The sequence below is a fragment of the Corynebacterium sp. HMSC064H12 genome, from assembly GCF_001809925.1.
GTDB classification, from domain to species: Bacteria; Actinomycetota; Actinomycetes; order Mycobacteriales; family Mycobacteriaceae; genus Corynebacterium; species Corynebacterium jeikeium_D.
Window position 1 is genome coordinate 23,376 of the sequence record NZ_KV799323.1, and the last position, 15,541, is coordinate 38,916.

12 protein-coding genes are annotated in these 15,541 nt (G+C 60.1%); all 12 read left to right on the top strand.

All coding sequences use genetic code 11. The features are described from left to right. Nucleotides 1-110 precede the first annotated feature (110 nt). The 12 genes from eccCa (at nt 111) to mvaD (ending at nt 15,537) form a co-directional block, all read left to right on the top strand. Nucleotides 111-3,938, top strand: a complete 3,828-nt coding sequence (gene eccCa / locus HMPREF2681_RS00745; RefSeq protein ID WP_168164887.1) for a type VII secretion protein EccCa — start codon at nt 111-113, stop codon at nt 3,936-3,938. Beyond that, on the top strand, nt 3,938-5,326 hold the full coding sequence (locus tag HMPREF2681_RS00750; protein WP_070545656.1) for a type VII secretion-associated protein: 1,389 nt from the start codon (nt 3,938-3,940) through the stop codon (nt 5,324-5,326). Before eccCa ends, HMPREF2681_RS00750 begins: the two co-directional genes overlap by 1 nt. Nucleotides 5,327-5,532: 206 nt before the next feature. After that, nucleotides 5,533-5,859, top strand: coding sequence for a WXG100 family type VII secretion target (locus tag HMPREF2681_RS00755; protein WP_005510029.1), 327 nt, complete (start codon nt 5,533-5,535; stop codon nt 5,857-5,859). Between the two features lie 73 nt (nt 5,860-5,932). After that, complete coding sequence (locus HMPREF2681_RS00760; RefSeq protein WP_016422090.1) at nt 5,933-6,220, top strand: WXG100 family type VII secretion target; 288 nt, start codon at nt 5,933-5,935, stop codon at nt 6,218-6,220. 318 nt (nt 6,221-6,538) lie between these two features. Further along, nucleotides 6,539-6,982, top strand: coding sequence for a 50S ribosomal protein L13 (rplM, locus tag HMPREF2681_RS00765; RefSeq protein ID WP_005509852.1), 444 nt, complete (start codon nt 6,539-6,541; stop codon nt 6,980-6,982). Continuing rightward, nucleotides 6,979-7,539: a 30S ribosomal protein S9 gene (rpsI, locus tag HMPREF2681_RS00770; RefSeq protein WP_016422091.1), complete on the top strand. Its 561-nt coding sequence runs from the start codon at nt 6,979-6,981 to the stop codon at nt 7,537-7,539. Before rplM ends, rpsI begins: the two co-directional genes overlap by 4 nt. Before the next feature lie 220 nt (nt 7,540-7,759). Further along, nucleotides 7,760-9,682 carry an acyltransferase family protein gene (locus tag HMPREF2681_RS00775; protein WP_070545657.1) on the top strand — a complete coding sequence of 641 codons (1,923 nt, stop codon included), beginning with the start codon at nt 7,760-7,762 and terminating at the stop codon, nt 9,680-9,682. A 43-nt stretch (nt 9,683-9,725) separates the two neighbouring features. Next, on the top strand, nt 9,726-11,414 hold the full coding sequence (locus tag HMPREF2681_RS00780) for a VanW family protein (RefSeq protein ID WP_049193322.1): 1,689 nt from the start codon (nt 9,726-9,728) through the stop codon (nt 11,412-11,414). Between the two features lie 102 nt (nt 11,415-11,516). Next, nucleotides 11,517-12,860: a phosphoglucosamine mutase gene (gene glmM / locus HMPREF2681_RS00785; RefSeq protein WP_016422094.1), complete on the top strand. Its 1,344-nt coding sequence runs from the start codon at nt 11,517-11,519 to the stop codon at nt 12,858-12,860. 16 nt (nt 12,861-12,876) lie between these two features. After that, nucleotides 12,877-13,533: an isopentenyl-diphosphate Delta-isomerase gene (idi, locus tag HMPREF2681_RS00790; protein WP_016422095.1), complete on the top strand. Its 657-nt coding sequence runs from the start codon at nt 12,877-12,879 to the stop codon at nt 13,531-13,533. 4 nt (nt 13,534-13,537) lie between these two features. Then, nucleotides 13,538-14,563 carry a mevalonate kinase gene (gene mvk, locus HMPREF2681_RS00795; protein ID WP_101687816.1) on the top strand — a complete coding sequence of 342 codons (1,026 nt, stop codon included), beginning with the start codon at nt 13,538-13,540 and terminating at the stop codon, nt 14,561-14,563. Further along, on the top strand, nt 14,560-15,537 hold the full coding sequence (mvaD, locus tag HMPREF2681_RS00800) for a diphosphomevalonate decarboxylase (RefSeq protein ID WP_070429834.1): 978 nt from the start codon (nt 14,560-14,562) through the stop codon (nt 15,535-15,537). Before mvk ends, mvaD begins: the two co-directional genes overlap by 4 nt. Nucleotides 15,538-15,541: the final 4 nt, after the last annotated feature.

Genomic DNA, 15,541 nt, shown 5'->3' on the forward strand with positions numbered 1-15,541 from the left:
TCATGCGCTGCGAGAATCCGGAGTGTGTTTTAAGCTATGCGTACACCGATTGGTCGGGGGATTGGCCGTCGAGTGAACACAAGGGGCGACACATAGCGGGGGGGATTTTTGTGACTAGTGCACAGGCGGAGATTTCGGCTACCCGAAAAGCGGGGCTGCAGCCTATGACAGGCACAATCGCGCCGGATGCGCCACCGGAAGCGCCGGAACCACAGTCGGTGCCGCTGATGCGTGCACTCATGCCGTTAATCATGGTCGTGGCAGTGGTTGGCATGGTGGTGTTGATGTTTGTCTCTGGGATGGGACGTAACCCGATGTCGTTTATGTTTCCGCTGATGATGGTGTTTTCCACTGTGGGCATGATGGTGTCGGGCGGGGCGGGAAATAAGGACATGGCACCGGTGCGGAAGGACTATCAGAGGCATTTGTCCAGTATTCGCCGCGCGGTGGCGAAAGCAGCGAGGATGCAGCGTGAATCGGCGCAGTTTATCCACCCTCGGCCTGGAACTCTGTGGCAGCTGGGGGCGATGGGGCGGGCGTGCGAACGCCGAAAGGGGGACCCGGATTTCTTGCAGCTGCGCATCGGGGTGGCAACGCAGCAGCCCGCAACGCCCGTAACACCACCGGCAATTCCGGCGCCGGAGAAACTGGATCCGGTTTCCGCCGTAGCACTGCGGGAAGTTATTCGATCGGCTCGTCAGGTTGAGGGCGTGCCCTTTGCCATAGATGTGTCAGCCTTTGAGATCATCGCGCTCACTGGAGATACCGCGGCGCAGGGGCTGGCTCGAGCAATGGTCGCCCAAGCTGCTGCGCTGCATCATCCGGAGGATTGCCTGATTGCAGTTGTGGGAGATGAGTGGGAATGGCTGAAATGGACGCCACACCACGGACACCCCGCAGTTACTGATGCCTGTGGCCCAGCGCGGTTGCGGGCGGCGACGTGTGCGCAGCTGACTGAGCTGCTCACGGCTATCGACATACTGCCAGCTGCAGTGCTGATTGTGCTGGCGGATTCGAACGGACAGCACGATGTCACTGAACTGACACCGATTTTTGACGCGGCGGGGTCGGAGACCTCGGTAGTTTTGCTGACCGTCGTGGAAGCGCAGTCAACGTTGTGGGAGGCAGCGGTTCACCATGGCATCGCGCTGGTTGTTTCCGCTACTGCTGTGCATGCGGAAACTGCGTCCGGACGGGAGGAGATTGGCGTACCTGATCAGCTGAGTCCAGCAGAAGCGGAGGTGCTTGGGCGGAGCTTGGCGCGTTTTGAAGTGCCAACAAGCGCAGATGATTCTGTTAAGACCTCGGAAGACCCGGTCATGGAGGAGCTCGGGCTGTACCCGCCTCCGACAACTCTGCGCTACCGACCGCGCTACGGCAGTGCTCGTCTGCGCATTCCTGTTGGAGCTGATGACGGTGGTGCTCCGGTCTATCTGGATTTTAAGGAGAGTGCTGAGGGCGGCATGGGGCCACACGGTCTGTGCGTTGGTGCCACAGGGTCGGGTAAGTCGGAATTCCTCCGAACGACCGTGGTAGGGCTCGCAGCTACGCACAGCCCGGATCAGTTGAACTTTGTGCTGGTGGACTTCAAAGGCGGGGCGACGTTTCTGGGACTGGATCAATTGCCTCATGTCTCGGCGGTGATTACCAACTTGGAGCAGGAGCTTATCCTGGTCAACCGCATGGAAGACGCACTGCGCGGTGAGATGACGCGGCGCCAAGAGCAGCTGCGCGCTGCAGGGAATTTCGCCGGTGTCAGCGATTATGAGCAAGCCCGGCGCGCTGGGCAGATAGATGCGCCACCCATGCCCGCGTTGCTGATTGTGGTGGATGAGTTTTCAGAGCTGCTCTCCGCACGCCCGGAGTTTGCTGAGCTCTTCGTTGCGATTGGTCGGTTGGGGCGCAGTTTGCACATGCATTTGCTGCTGGCCAGTCAGCGTCTGGAGGAAGGCCGCTTGCGCGGGTTGGAAAGCCATCTTTCCTATCGTATTGGGTTGAAGACCTTTTCCGTCGCGGAGTCCCGCAGCGTGCTGGGCGTTCCGGACGCCTATCATCTGCCGGCCATCCCGGGCATTGGATATATCAAATCTGCTGCCGCCGAGCCGGTGCGGTTTCGGTCGGCGTATGTTTCCGGCCCGGTGGTCCGTCCGCAGCCTATTGACGGTGCGACGGCTGGGGCAGAGCAGGGGCTGCAGGGCCAGGCCGTAGCTGTCGCTGAATTTACCGCTGAAAATTGGACGCGGGAGGCTTTCGGTGCGTCGTCAAGCGATGGTGGAATGGCCGATCCGCCTGCGCAGACATCGGAGCAGACGGTGCTCGGTGCCGTGGTGGCAGCGGTGTCGCACGTATCGACACGTGCGCATCGGGTGTGGCTGCCACCATTGCCGGAGGCCATCGAGCTTCAGCCCGACGAGCAGCTGCCGCGACAGCGATTGACCGGTGTGATTGGGCTGGTGGACAAGCCGCTGTTTCAGCGTCAGGACCCACTGCGTATTGACCTGCGCACAACCGGCGGGCACATGGCAATCGTCGGAGCGCCGCGGTCAGGAAAGACCACTGCCGCACGCACAGCGATCCTCGCGCTAGCCGACGGTATCAGCGCTCGTGACCTGCATTTTTATATCGTCGATTGTGGTGCGGGCGGCCTGAGCGACCTGGCTGAGTTGCCGCATGTCGCGTCGGTTGCACACCGCGGAGACGAGGAGCTTATTCGCCGTACGATTGGTTTCTTGCGTCGTGAGGTAAGTCGTCGGGAACAGCTCTTTCGCACTAATGGATGGCTCTCTCCGGAAGCAGCACGGGCGGCAGGACAGCCGGATTCGGTGTTGGTCATTGACGGCTGGGGTGCGTTCAAAACGGAGTTTCCGGCGCTGAGCGACGATGTGCAGGCGCTGGTTGCAGATGGATTGGCGGTGGGAATTCATGTCCTGCTCACGGCCTATCGCTGGACGGACATGAGACCTGCCGTTCGCGACCTGATTGGTACTCGGATTGAGCTGCGGCAGGCGGAGTCGATGGATTCAATGATTGACCGCAAGGCAGCAGAGCTGGTGCCGGAGAGCCCAGGACGCGGAGTCGCGCCGGGCGGGTTTGCGATGCTGGTAGCTCTCACCGGCGCTGCAGACACTAAGCGGATTGCAGAGACAGCGCCGCACGGTGAGCAGGCACCAAAGCTCCAGTTGTTGCCACGGCGGATTGATATTGCGCGTTTGCCACGACCAGCGGCCGCGACGAGAGGTGCGATTGCAGTGGGGCTCGAAGAAGCCGGTCTGGGCGCGGTGATATTCCACCCAGAAAAGGATCGTCACCTACTGATATTCGGTTCGGCAGGCAGCGGCAGAACCGCCGCGTTGAGGGGCATCGTTCACCAGTTGCGGTACTCGCAGTCGGACTCGAAATTCGTCGTAATTGACTACCGCCGTGGGCTAATGGAGGCCGTGCCCCAAGAGCGGCTGGCCGGCTATGCGGGCTCGGCTGCGGTGGCGACACCCATGCTGGCAGAGCTGGCAGAGGTACTGAAGGCCCGTCTCCCGCAACCGGATATCACCCCAGCGCAGTTGAAGGCCCGAAATTGGTGGAGTGGTCCAACCATCAATGTCATCGTGGACGACTATGACCTCGTGGCCGGCTCGCGGGGTAACCCCTTGCAGCCGCTGGCAGAAGTCATCGCTCACGCCGCCGACATTGGGCTCAATATCTTTTTTGCCCGTCGAATCAGCGGGGCGTTGCGATCCCTCCACGACCCGGTCATGGGTGCGGTTAAGGACCAGGGTGCCAGCGTCTTTGTTATGGACGGCACACGCGACGACGGCCCCATCCTCGGCGTAAAGCCCTGCGAGCAGCCGCCGGGCCGTGGCTATTGGGTGGCGCACGGCCAGAGTCCGCAGGTTGTGCAGTTGGGGTGGTTGGATACCGCTGGTGACCAGGAGGACAGTTGATGATTCGGGTCGAATCTTCCTCCACCACCCAGACCCCGACGCTGCGCCACGGCACCTGGCACCTGTGGGGACTCGCGGCACCTGCAGACACCGCAGAACCGGCGGTGCATGGCCCTAGACCGCTTCTCGAGAGCATGCAAACAGTCATTGTGCCCAGCTATTGGGGTGCTGTGCGACAGTGCCGGTTGGCCTCCGCGCTATTGGCTGCTGAACTCAATCCGTACATCCTGACGCTTGCCGACGCCGTTGTGGAACTCGATGAGGCAACTGTGTCTCATAGCGTGTTGGTGGAAGTAGAGGAAACGCGTGTCTGTGTCACTCGTCTGAGCGGGGGCCACATTGCCAGTCGGATGACACATTTGGTCGGAGCGAACGACAGCGCACCATTGGTGGAAACAGTCATTGCGCTGGCTTATCAGCTGACCATGTATCCGGATGCGCCCCAGGGGATACCCGATGATGTGGAAGTTAGCGGTGGGCGCGGTATTACCGAGTATCCGCCCCGCTGGCAGGAGGATATTGAGTTCATCGTCGGCGAAGTTCCACCTGGGCTAGCGAACCCGCGGCGAGCTCTACTAGTCGATCGTCTGCGCGACCGTGGGTTTTTGGTCTTCGACTGTCCAGCCTCGCGGCTCGGGGAGTGCGTAAATCCGGCCTGGTTGAAAAGCATCGGCGACGCTGAAGCCGGTGAAGTGGAGCAATTGGAGGATCTCGCGGGGAGGCGTCCTGCAGCCAGGGTAGAAGCCAGCGCAGTGTCGAATCAAAGCACAGTTGTGTCAGTAGCTGCCGTTGGTTTGTTGACGGTGGTAGTGCTGATTGTTGGGATTGCTGCATGGCTCATTAGTGGCGGCATAGGCAGGGAGAACGAGGGGAGGCAGAAGCAGCGTGAGACATCGCACGCACAGGCTCCTCCTGTAACTACGCCGCCTGTAACTACGCCTCCACCCACATCGAAACCGGTTCCCGATTCTGCTCCAGTAGTCACGCTGGCCAATGCAGGCGTGGAAGCTCGGTTTCCCGGCGGGTGGGAGCTTGATTCGGCAAGTCCGTTCGACCGTCTGATTGCGGTGGATGGCGGAGATATGCGCGTATTGGTGCTCGCTAATCCGCTTTCGCAGGACATGGCGCTTGAACATCTAGCAGCAGCTTTGAGTAGCTCCGTTGCCGGGGATGAGACAAAGTCCGCGCCGGAACGCAGGCAAGTACTGGGCACCGATGTCGTAGTCGTAGAGGAGCGGCTGCCGTCAGGTAATTCGATAGTGCTCTGGCATCACAAAGTGATGGACGGAACTCAAGTCAGTGTGGGGTGCCAGTTCAGAGGAAGGACTATTACGCCGGTACGGCCCGTATGCGACCAGGCAGTAGTAAGCGCTCGGCCGGTGCCGTAATACGCAAGGGGCGTAGAGAAGGTGACCAGGGGATGGGCGGGGGGGGGTAGGCAGGGGTAAAGGTTGGAAAACCAAAATGGAACCGAATCGGGGTTTTTCGCGCCAAACAATATGACGGGTTTTTAACGCGGGAAGCTGGCTGGCTCGCGCGGGGAGGTAAAAATGCCGTCGTTAATCAGTCACTCAACACGAATAAGGGGGAAACAGTGGCAAACCTATTTGCAGCCGAATCAGATCAAATGACCACTACCGCGGGGGACGTCGATGGCGTCAACTCGGAAGTACAGGGCGAGCTGGGTCGCATTCGAGGCGTCGTGGACGGTCTGGCGGGGGAATGGAAGGGCCAGGCTAAAGACAGCTTCGATGATCTGATGCTTCGTTGGGATGACGCAGCTATGCGTCTATCCAATGCGCTGACGGATATCGCGGATAACATCCGCGCAAATTCCAGCAGCTTCGATGCGGGCGAGGACGAGGGGGCGTCGTCGTTCAAGCAGGTGGCAGCAGCGGGTGCGTCGTTGCTGAACCTCTAAACGTTTTATCGAATCGCACAACCACAACACTGAATCACACAACACACATCACCTTTTGGGGAAAGGGTTCTTAATGCAACCAATTAGGTACAGTTTTGGCGGCATCGACGGTGCTGCCGATGACATTCGGTCCACTTCTGGCACCATCAACGGGCTGCTCGGAGATTTGAAGAAGCGCATCGCGCCGATGGTCTCTACGTGGGAGGGTGACTCTTCGGATTCTTACCAGGAGGCTCAGCGTGAATGGGACACAGCAGCGGAGGAGCTCAATATGATTCTCACGACTATCGCGGATACGGTCAGCGCAGGTAGCCAGCGAATGGCGGATATTAACCGCCGCGCGGCAGCTAGCTGGGGATAGCTTGGTTCCTGCTTGAGGCACTTTTGATTGAGCTATGTAACCGGGGGAGGGGAGGACATTGCTCAATTGAGATCTTCAGTTAGGTATCTGCCTTTGAAGTATTCTTGCTAGCAGCACTCCAGGGGGGGAAAGGCCAGTCTCAGCAGTTTGCGGCTGAGACTGGCTTTGGCATTTTTTGTTCTAGTGCCATCTCAAGGTAGAGTAGTCAAACTGTGTGCGCACACGTGAATGTTGCCTCGGGTCTCCACCGGCCGCCGGGGAATAACAACAGTGTGCACGGTGGCTGGCAAATCTACACGGACCCTAAAAGGAGTCATGTTGTCTACTTTCCATCCGAAGGACGGTGACATCGAGCGCAAGTGGTACGTCATCGACGCTACCGACGTTGTTCTCGGCCGTCTGGCTACTCACGCCGCAGACTTGCTGCGCGGTAAGGGCAAGGCTTACTTCGCCCCTAACGTCGACTGCGGTGACCACGTCATCATCATCAACGCCGATAAGGTGCACGTCTCCTCGAACAAGCGGGAACGTGAGATGCGCTACCGCCACTCGGGCTTCCCGGGTGGCCTGAAGTCGATGACCCTGGGTCGTTCCCTCGAGGTTCACCCGGAGCGTGTTATCGCTGAGGCTATTGAGGGCATGATGCCGCACAACAAGCTTTCGCGTGCGTCCATCAAGAAGCTGCACGTCTTCGCCGGTTCCGAGCACCCGTTCGCCGGTCAGAAGCCTGAAAACTACGAGATCAAGGCGGTGGCACAGTGACCAACCCACAGGACGTCAATGAGAACCAGAACGTAGAGGCCACCGAGGCTTCCTACGATGATGTTCAGGCTGCCGCTGCTGCTGCCACTGAAGAGTTCACCTCTTCCATCGGCGACGCAGTTGCTACCGAGACCGAGGCTGAGGCTGCTCCGGCTGCACCGCTGACCCTGGATCGTCCGATTCAGACTGTCGGTCGTCGTAAGCGCGCTGTCGCCCGCGTCGTTCTGACCGCTGGTTCCGGCAAGATTGTCTGCAACGGCCGCGAGCTCGAGGATTACTTCCCGAACAAGCTGCACCAGCAGGAGATCAAGGATCCGCTGGTCCTGGTCGAGCGCGAGAGCCAGTTCGACATCAAGGCCAACATCAACGGTGGTGGCCCGTCCGGTCAGGCCGGTGCTCTGCGCCTGGCTATTGCTCGTGCCCTGAACGAGTTCAACCCGGAGGAGCGCAGCGTTCTCAAGAAGGCTGGCTTCCTCACCCGCGACGCTCGTGCTGTCGAGCGCAAGAAGGCTGGTCTGCACAAGGCCCGTCGCGCACCGCAGTACTCCAAGCGTTAAGCTTTACTGCTTCGAAAAGCACCTCAGTTTGCGTATTACACGCAAGCCGAGGTGCTTTTTTGGGTTAAAGTCCGCCGTGACCAGGCATGGCTGCATTTTTGAGACAAGCCCCGTACGTTAGACTTTTATCCGTTAAAAACTGCCACGAGAATCGTTTATCGCGGTGCGATTGCAGTGCGATGAAAGTGCGATTGCAGTGCGATGGGAAGAAGGAAATCGTATGGCGGTGAGCACCACAGCCACCAAGACCTCCGACGCGAAGAGCTCCTCTAGCTCGTCGTCGGTGGCGAAGCATCCCTTCCGCATTCGACGCGTACCAGGCATTGATGGGCTGCGCGGTCTGGCCGTTGCCACAGTGGTGATCTACCACTACTTCGATAATGTGCTGCCCGGTGGCTACATCGGTGTGGATATCTTCTTCGTGCTCTCCGGATTTCTTATCACCTCGCTTCTGGTGCGCGAACGCGCGGTCACTGGGCGCATCGATCTAAAGGACTTCTGGCTTCGTCGGCTGCGCCGCATCGCTCCGGCTGCGATGTTCGTGTTGTTTATTTCCATCGCCGTCGCAGGTCTGGTCGGCGGGGATCCCGCTGTTGGCTTGTCGACGCAGTTTCTCGGCACGGTCTTTTTCGTCAATAACTGGACGCAGATTGCGGGCTCTCAGTCCTATTTCGCGGATTCCGGAGTGCAGCTGTTAGCGCACTACTGGTCACTGTCGGTGGAGGAGCAGTTCTACTTGCTCTGGCCATTGATTTTTGTGGCTCTTCTCGCCTTGAAGCTGGCATCTCGCAGGCTGGCAGCAGTGGCGGGCATTGGGGCGGTTGCTTCTTTCGTGTGGATGGTCTCGCTCTACGATCCGAAGGTCGACCCCACGAGGGTCTACTACGGTACCGATACTCACGCCTTTGGTCTCCTGTTTGGCGCGGCCCTCGCATTGTGGTTGACGTCGACGTCGTCACGCGCGGAAGCGGACTCCTGGCCACGCACAGAACCCCTGCTGCGGGACTTCTTTGGCAGTTCTGCCCAAGCTTTCGTAGTGGCCTCGCTGCCGCTGATCTTCCTTTCGTTGGTTCTGCTGATGATGTCGGATACTGCGTCGGCGACTTACCGCGGTGGGTTGGTGTTCGCCTCGTTGCTGTCGGTGGCGATTCTCTATCTTGTCGTTCGCGGTGTCTCACCCGTGCGTCAGATTTTTGAGTTCAAGCCACTGTGCTGGCTGGGAAAGATTTCCTTCTCGCTGTACCTGTGGCACTGGCCGGTCATCGTGCTCATCCGCGAACTGCTGGAGCGCAATGAGGCCATGCAGTATGAGAACCTCGCTGCCTTCGCAGGCATCGCGCTATCGCTGCTTTTGGCGAACTGGTCGTACAAGAATGTGGAATCGCCAATTCGCCGGATGGGTTACCGCCGTTGGATGTCGCAGTTTTCGGGCACGCAGTTTGCCGGTTCCTGGAAGCCGCGCGTTGCAGCAGGGCTGGCGCTGGTCGTCGTGGTTGGTGCAGTTGTGGGAATGGCCACGGCGCCGAAGATGACGCGTTTGGAGGCACAGCTACAGGAGGCAGCTGAGCGCCGTGCACAGGCACAAAAGGCGGAGGAAGCCGAGTTGGCCAAGCGCGTTATGCCGCGTGGTGACCAGATCACCGCTATCGGCGACTCTGTGATGCTCGCCTCGGCGTCCGCGTTGGAAGAGAAGCTGCCCGGTATCTATATCGATGCGGCTGTTTCTCGTGGTTATCCGGCTGCGCCAGAGATTATCGCCAGTATGAAGGCGGCGGGTACGCTCGATCCATTCGTCGTGCTGGGTCTTGGTATCAATCAGTCGGCTGCGGCATCGGACGAACACCTGTTGGATGAGATCCTCGATTCGCTGGGTGAAGACCGCATCATTGTCCTCATCAACCCGTACGGTGATCGTGTGTGGATGCCGCAGTCGGAGAGGGAAGTCCTCGACGCGGCAAAGAAGCGCGACAATGTCTATGTGTCTGACTGGTGTCATGGTGTGCGTGATGATTTGTCCAAGCTGCGCGCGGACCTTATCCACCCGACCCCGGATGGCGCCGAGGTCTATGCCAATGCCGTGGTCGATGCTTTCCAGCAGTATGCGAAGAACAAGAAACGCATTCCGGACACCTGCGGAATCTAATAAAAATCTAGTTAGTAGTGTTTCCACGGTAAAGTAAGTGGCTGTGGCCAAACAAAAGTCTTCCTCCAGTCACCGTGGATTAAAGATTTTCCTCGGCATCGTCCTCGGTATCTTCGCACTCTTCGGTGTGTTTTACGCTGTCGATTACGTGCTGAACAAGGACCATGTCCCGCGCGGGTCTACCGTCGCGGGTATTGACATCAGCACGCTGAGCGCGAATCACGCTGAGGCGAAGCTCGAAGAGCAGCTCGGTGATCTTTCCACTCATCCAGTGGCGTTTCGTGCCGGCGAACGCACGGCGGAGGTTCTGCCCGAGGAGGCGGGGCTGAGCATCGACTGGGAGAAGACGGTCGCGCAGGCGGGTAAGCAGACGGCGAACCCAGTTACCTGGGTGCGCAGTTTCTTTACTACCCGTGAGCTGGATTTGGTCAGCGATATCGATAGCTCTAAGTTCGAGCCGCAGGTCGACCGTCTCGTCGGCGAACTGACTATTGCTCCCGTCGATGGCGAGGTCAAGCTTGTCGACGGCCGCGTGGAAACAACTCCACCGGTCATCGGCCAAGATGTCGACCGCAATGCGGTCAGCGGGGATTTGGCCGCCAAGTGGTTGTCGCCGGAGGGCATCGATGTAGAGACCACCGCGCACGACCCGGCTATCGGTGAGGATCAGGTCCGTGAGGCAGCTGAAGGAGAGGCCGCCGATGCGGTGTCGGGCCCCATTGTTGCCAAGGGCCGCGATGGCAAAGATGGTGTAATTCCGCCGGAGCGCATGGCTGAAATCATCAGCTTTGTGCCGCGCGACGGTGGATTGGCCGCCGATATCAATGTCGACCGCGCACGCGAGATCCTCGAGGAGGGGCTGGCTGCTTCCGAGGTTGATAAGCGCAATGCGTCGATACGCTTTAGCGGTGGTGCGCGTGAAGTGGTCCCCTCGGTTGATGGCGTAGCCGTGAAGTGGGATGAAACTATGAAGGACTTCGCCGAGCGTGTGACTTCGACGGATAAGCGCGAGTTCGATGCGGTCTACGAGGACAAGCCCGCCACCTACACCACCGAACAAGCGGAAAGTGCCACTTTCGATGATGTCATTGGTGAGTTCACCACCGGTGGCTTCAGCTCGGCATCGGGAACAAACATTGCCCTGGTGTCGCAGATGGTCAACGGCGCATTCGTGGCGCCGGGCGATACATTCAGCCTGAACGGCTACACGGGGCCGCGCGGTACTGCGCAGGGTTTTGTCGAGTCGGGCATCATCCTCAACGGCCATGCGGATAAGGCTGTCGGCGGTGGCATTAGCCAGTTCGCCACCACTTTGTACAATGCTTCGTACTTTGCGGGCATGGAGGATGTCGCGCACACCCCGCACAGCTACTACATTTCGCGTTACCCGGCCGGCCGTGAGGCGACGGTGTACGAGGGCGCAATCGACCTAGCGTTTAAGAACAGTTCCGACACTCCGATTCTCATCGAAGCCGTTACTACTGGCTCCGACGTCACTGTGCGCATCAAGGGTGTGAAGAAGGTCAACGTCGAGTCCATCAATGGTGGCCGTTGGGCATACACGCAACCGCAGCGTATGCAGGTCAGTGGCAGCTCTTGCCAGCCGTCGTCGGGTGCGCAGGGCTTTACCACTTCCGACACACGCGTCATTCGGGACCTCTCGGGCGCGGAAATCTCGCGTGAAACTCAGACTACGGTTTATGACCCGCAGCCAATTGTGTCCTGTGGCTAGTCTGGATTCGCCTGCGCGACCGGCTAAAGTAATACAGCATTGACAATGCAATAGTCCGCGATACCAAAACTCATAAAACCCCCAAGGAGTGGTCTAGCAACAATGGCACGTCTTTTCGGAACTGATGGCGTCCGCGGTTTGGCGAATAAGACTCTGACCGCACCGCTGGCAATGCGGCTGGGCGCTGCTGCGGCCACTGTGCTGACTAGCGGCACGAATCCGTCGGGGCGTCGTCCCCTGGCCATTGTTGGCCGCGATCCGCGTGTCTCCGGTGAGATGCTCGCCGCAGCGCTGTCTGCCGGCATGGCTTCCCAGGGCGTCGACGTTTTGCGTGTCGGCGTGCTGCCCACTCCGGCTGTCGCTTTCCTCACCGACGACTACGGTGCCGACATGGGTGTGATGATTTCGGCTTCTCACAACCCCATGCCGGACAACGGCATCAAGTTCTTCGCCGCGGGCGGCACCAAGCTTGACGACGCGGTGGAGAAGGAAATCGAACACGCTCTCCACAACTTGCCGGAGACCGGACCCACGGGCACCGGAGTGGGGCGTGTCATCGAGGAGGCCCCAGACGGGCTCGACCGCTACCTGTTCCACCTCTCCCGTGCGGTCAGCACCAAGCTCGACGGCATTCGTGTCGTGGTGGATTGTGCAAATGGTGCTGCTTCGCAGGCCGCCCCCATGGCGTACGCGGCCGCCGGTGCCGACGTCGTCGCTATTCATGACAAGCCGAACTCCTACAACATCAACGACAACTGCGGTTCCACCCACATTGAGGTTTTGCGCGCGGCAGTGCTGGAGCACGGCGCGGATCTGGGGCTGGCTCACGATGGCGATGCCGACCGCTGCCTGGCTGTGGACTCGCAGGGCAACATCGTCGATGGTGACCAAATCATGGCCATCCTGGCCGTCGCCATGAAGGAAGAGGGGCTACTGCACCACAACACGCTGGTGGCCACTGTGATGAGTAACCTCGGCCTCAAGCTGGCGATGGAGGAAAACGATATCGCCCTGCGTACCACCAAGGTCGGCGACCGCTATGTGCTGGCTGATTTGAACGCTGGCGGTTACTCGCTCGGCGGTGAGCAGTCGGGACACGTGGTCATTCCGGATCATGCGACCACTGGTGACGGCACCCTCACGGGTCTGTACCTCATGGCGCGGATGGCACGCACCGGTAAGTCTCTGGCTGAGCTGGCCTCCGTAATGAAGGTGCTGCCGCAGACTCTTATCAACGTGCCGGTGTCCAACAAGGCCGCAATTCTGGAGTCTGATGAGGTCAAGGCCGCCATCGATGCAGCCGAGGAGAAGCTGGGTTCCACCGGTCGCGTGCTGTTGCGCCCGTCCGGCACCGAGGAGCTCTTCCGCGTCATGGTGGAGGCCGCCGATGCGGAATCGGCCCGCAAGATTGCCGGGGAGTTAGCTGCGGTTGTGGCCGCAGTCTAGAGTCAGGAGTGTGGAAATGAATGACGCGCCAGAGGACATTAAAGCCCGCTTTGCCCCGGGTGAAGCCGACATCCAGGTAGAGGTGGTCGATCGTGACGGTCGGGTTCTCGGTACCGTCGGCAAGCTTGAAGCACACGTTCCACCGGGAATTTTGCACCGTGCTTTTTCTCTTTTCCTCTTCGATGAGCAGGGACGCATGCTGCTGCAGCGCCGTGCGGAGTCGAAGTATCACTCACCACTGCTACTGACGAATGCGACCTGCTCGCACCCACTGCCGGGGGAGCCGGTGGCCGATGCCGTTGAGCGTCGTGCGAAGGAAGAGCTCGGTGCGGATGTCTCTCAGTTGGAGGAAATCGGCATTGTTATCTACCAGGTCATCGATGATCGTTCGGGATTGGCGGAGCACGAGTACAACCACGTGTACGCCGGCATCGTCGATCCGAAGTCGGTGGATATCAACCCCGATGAGGTCGATGAAGTGGTGTACGTGACCCCGCAGGAGCTCGCAGAACGTCGTGCGAACGAACCGATGACGGAGTGGTTTAACCACGTCTGGGGTGTCGGGGCGGAGAAGTTCTCCAAGTACGGTTTCGACATTGCGGGTGTGCCGGGTATCCATGGCCCAGCGGAGGCGCAGGCTGCCGCGCAGTCGGTTTCGGAAAAGGATGTGTAGCTTCGTGACCAGCGTAGAAAACGCCAGCGTCGACGACTTCGGCCTCGACAAGTCCGAGGAATTGGAGACCGGGGAGTTCTATGCCCTGGCCAATGAACAGGGTGCCGCATTCGGTGAAGGCCATGCCAAGTCGATTTTGTTGGGTGAGCACTCTGTCGTCTACGGCAAGCCGGCTATTGCGCTGCCGGTGACGTCGCTGCGCACGATGGCGTGGATTGACCGCGTGGAGGATTCTCCCGTCCTGTTTTCCATGGACGGCGAGGTCATCGACATCGACGAGCTGCCGGAGCGCTTTGCCTCCATCGCCGCTGCACTCCGCGCTGGCCTGCGCACCTTCGGTATTCCCGAACGCGACCTGCTGGTTCGTCTCCGCTCCGGTATCCCACCCGCTGCAGGGCTGGGTGGTTCTGCCGCAGTGGCACATGCGCTTATCGACGCAGTGCGTGACCTCGCCGATGGCACTCTGACCGAGCGTCAGCGCTTTGACCTGGTGCAGGAAGCTGAGCGTCTGGCGCACGGTAACCCCTCTGGCCTGGATGCCACGGTTGCCCGCGCATCGCGTCCGGTTTACTTCAAGCAGGGTGAGTTCCATCCGCTGAAGGTGGCCAAGAAGATGTGGCTGGTGCTGGGGGATACCGGTGTGCGTGGTTCGACGTCGCTGGCCGTTGCCCGCGTGCGTGGTTTCGTCGATTCCCACCGAGTCCACGGCCAAGAGTTGTTGGACCACTTGGGGCAGCTGGCCGATGGCGCGGTGCACAACCTGGCCAAGGGCGATTTTGCCCGTCTGGGACATCGCATGGACTCGGCGCAGGAAGCGCTAGAAGAACTAGGTGTTGGGCATGAGTCCATCACCGATCTCGTCACTGCCGCCCGACTGGCAGGTGCCCACGGGGCAAAGCTCACTGGTGCCGGTTGCGGTGGCTGTGTGATGGCGCTGGCAGAGTCCGCCGATCACGCGGAACTGATTAGCCATGCCATGATGGGCGCCAATGCCGTTGCTACTTGGACTGTGGAGGTAAATCCCTCGTGACCACGACCGCTACCGCCGTCGCTCATCCCAACATCGCCCTGATTAAATACTGGGGCAAGCGCGATGAGGCCGTGCAGCTACCGGCCACAGGTTCGCTGTCCCTTACTCTGGGCATCGCTCCGACGACGACCACGGTGTCGCTTATCGACGATCCCAGCGTCACCGCCGACTCGGGCACTCTGAACGGCCAGGAGATGGTGGGTAAGGACCTCTCCCGTGTCCAGAAGTTTTTGGATTTGGTCCGCGAGCGTGCGGGCAGCACTAGCTTCGCAGAGGTGACCAGCACCAACGAGATTCCGACGGGTGCGGGTCTGGCTTCGTCCGCGTCGGGTTTTGGCGCGCTCGCGCTGGCCGCGGCGAAGGCCTACGGCCTGGACTACACCCCGGAACAGCTCTCGGCTCTGGCCCGTCGCGGTTCGGGCTCGGCCTGTCGCTCTATTTTCGGCGGCCTCGTTGAGTGGCTGCCCGGCGATGACGATGCTTCCAGCCACGCAGTGGCTCTGCCGGATTCCGGCCTGGACCTCTCCCTGGTCGTGGCGGTTTTGGCCCCGGGGCGCAAGAAGATTGACAGCCGTGCCGCCATGCGTCGCACGGTCGAGACATCACCGTTCTTCCCGGCCTGGGTGGAGCAGGTGCCCCGCGATATCGAGGACATGAAGGCCGCCATCGCCGCTGCGGACTTCACTGCGGTCGGCGAGCTTGCCGAGGCCAATGCCATGCGCATGCACGCCACTATGCTGGGGGCTCTTCCTCCGGTGCGTTACTGGAATCCGGATTCAGTGGCGGCTCTCAATCTCGTCGCTACGCTGCGTGACGAGGGCACCGAGTGCTACGCCACCATGGATGCCGGGCCGAACGTGAAGGTGCTGTGCCGCAGCGGCGATGCCGAGACCATCGCGGATCGTTTCCGCGCAGAGTTCGAGGATATTGACGTGCTGGTTTCCGGCTCAGGCCCTGGCGCATACCTGGTGTAGCTGG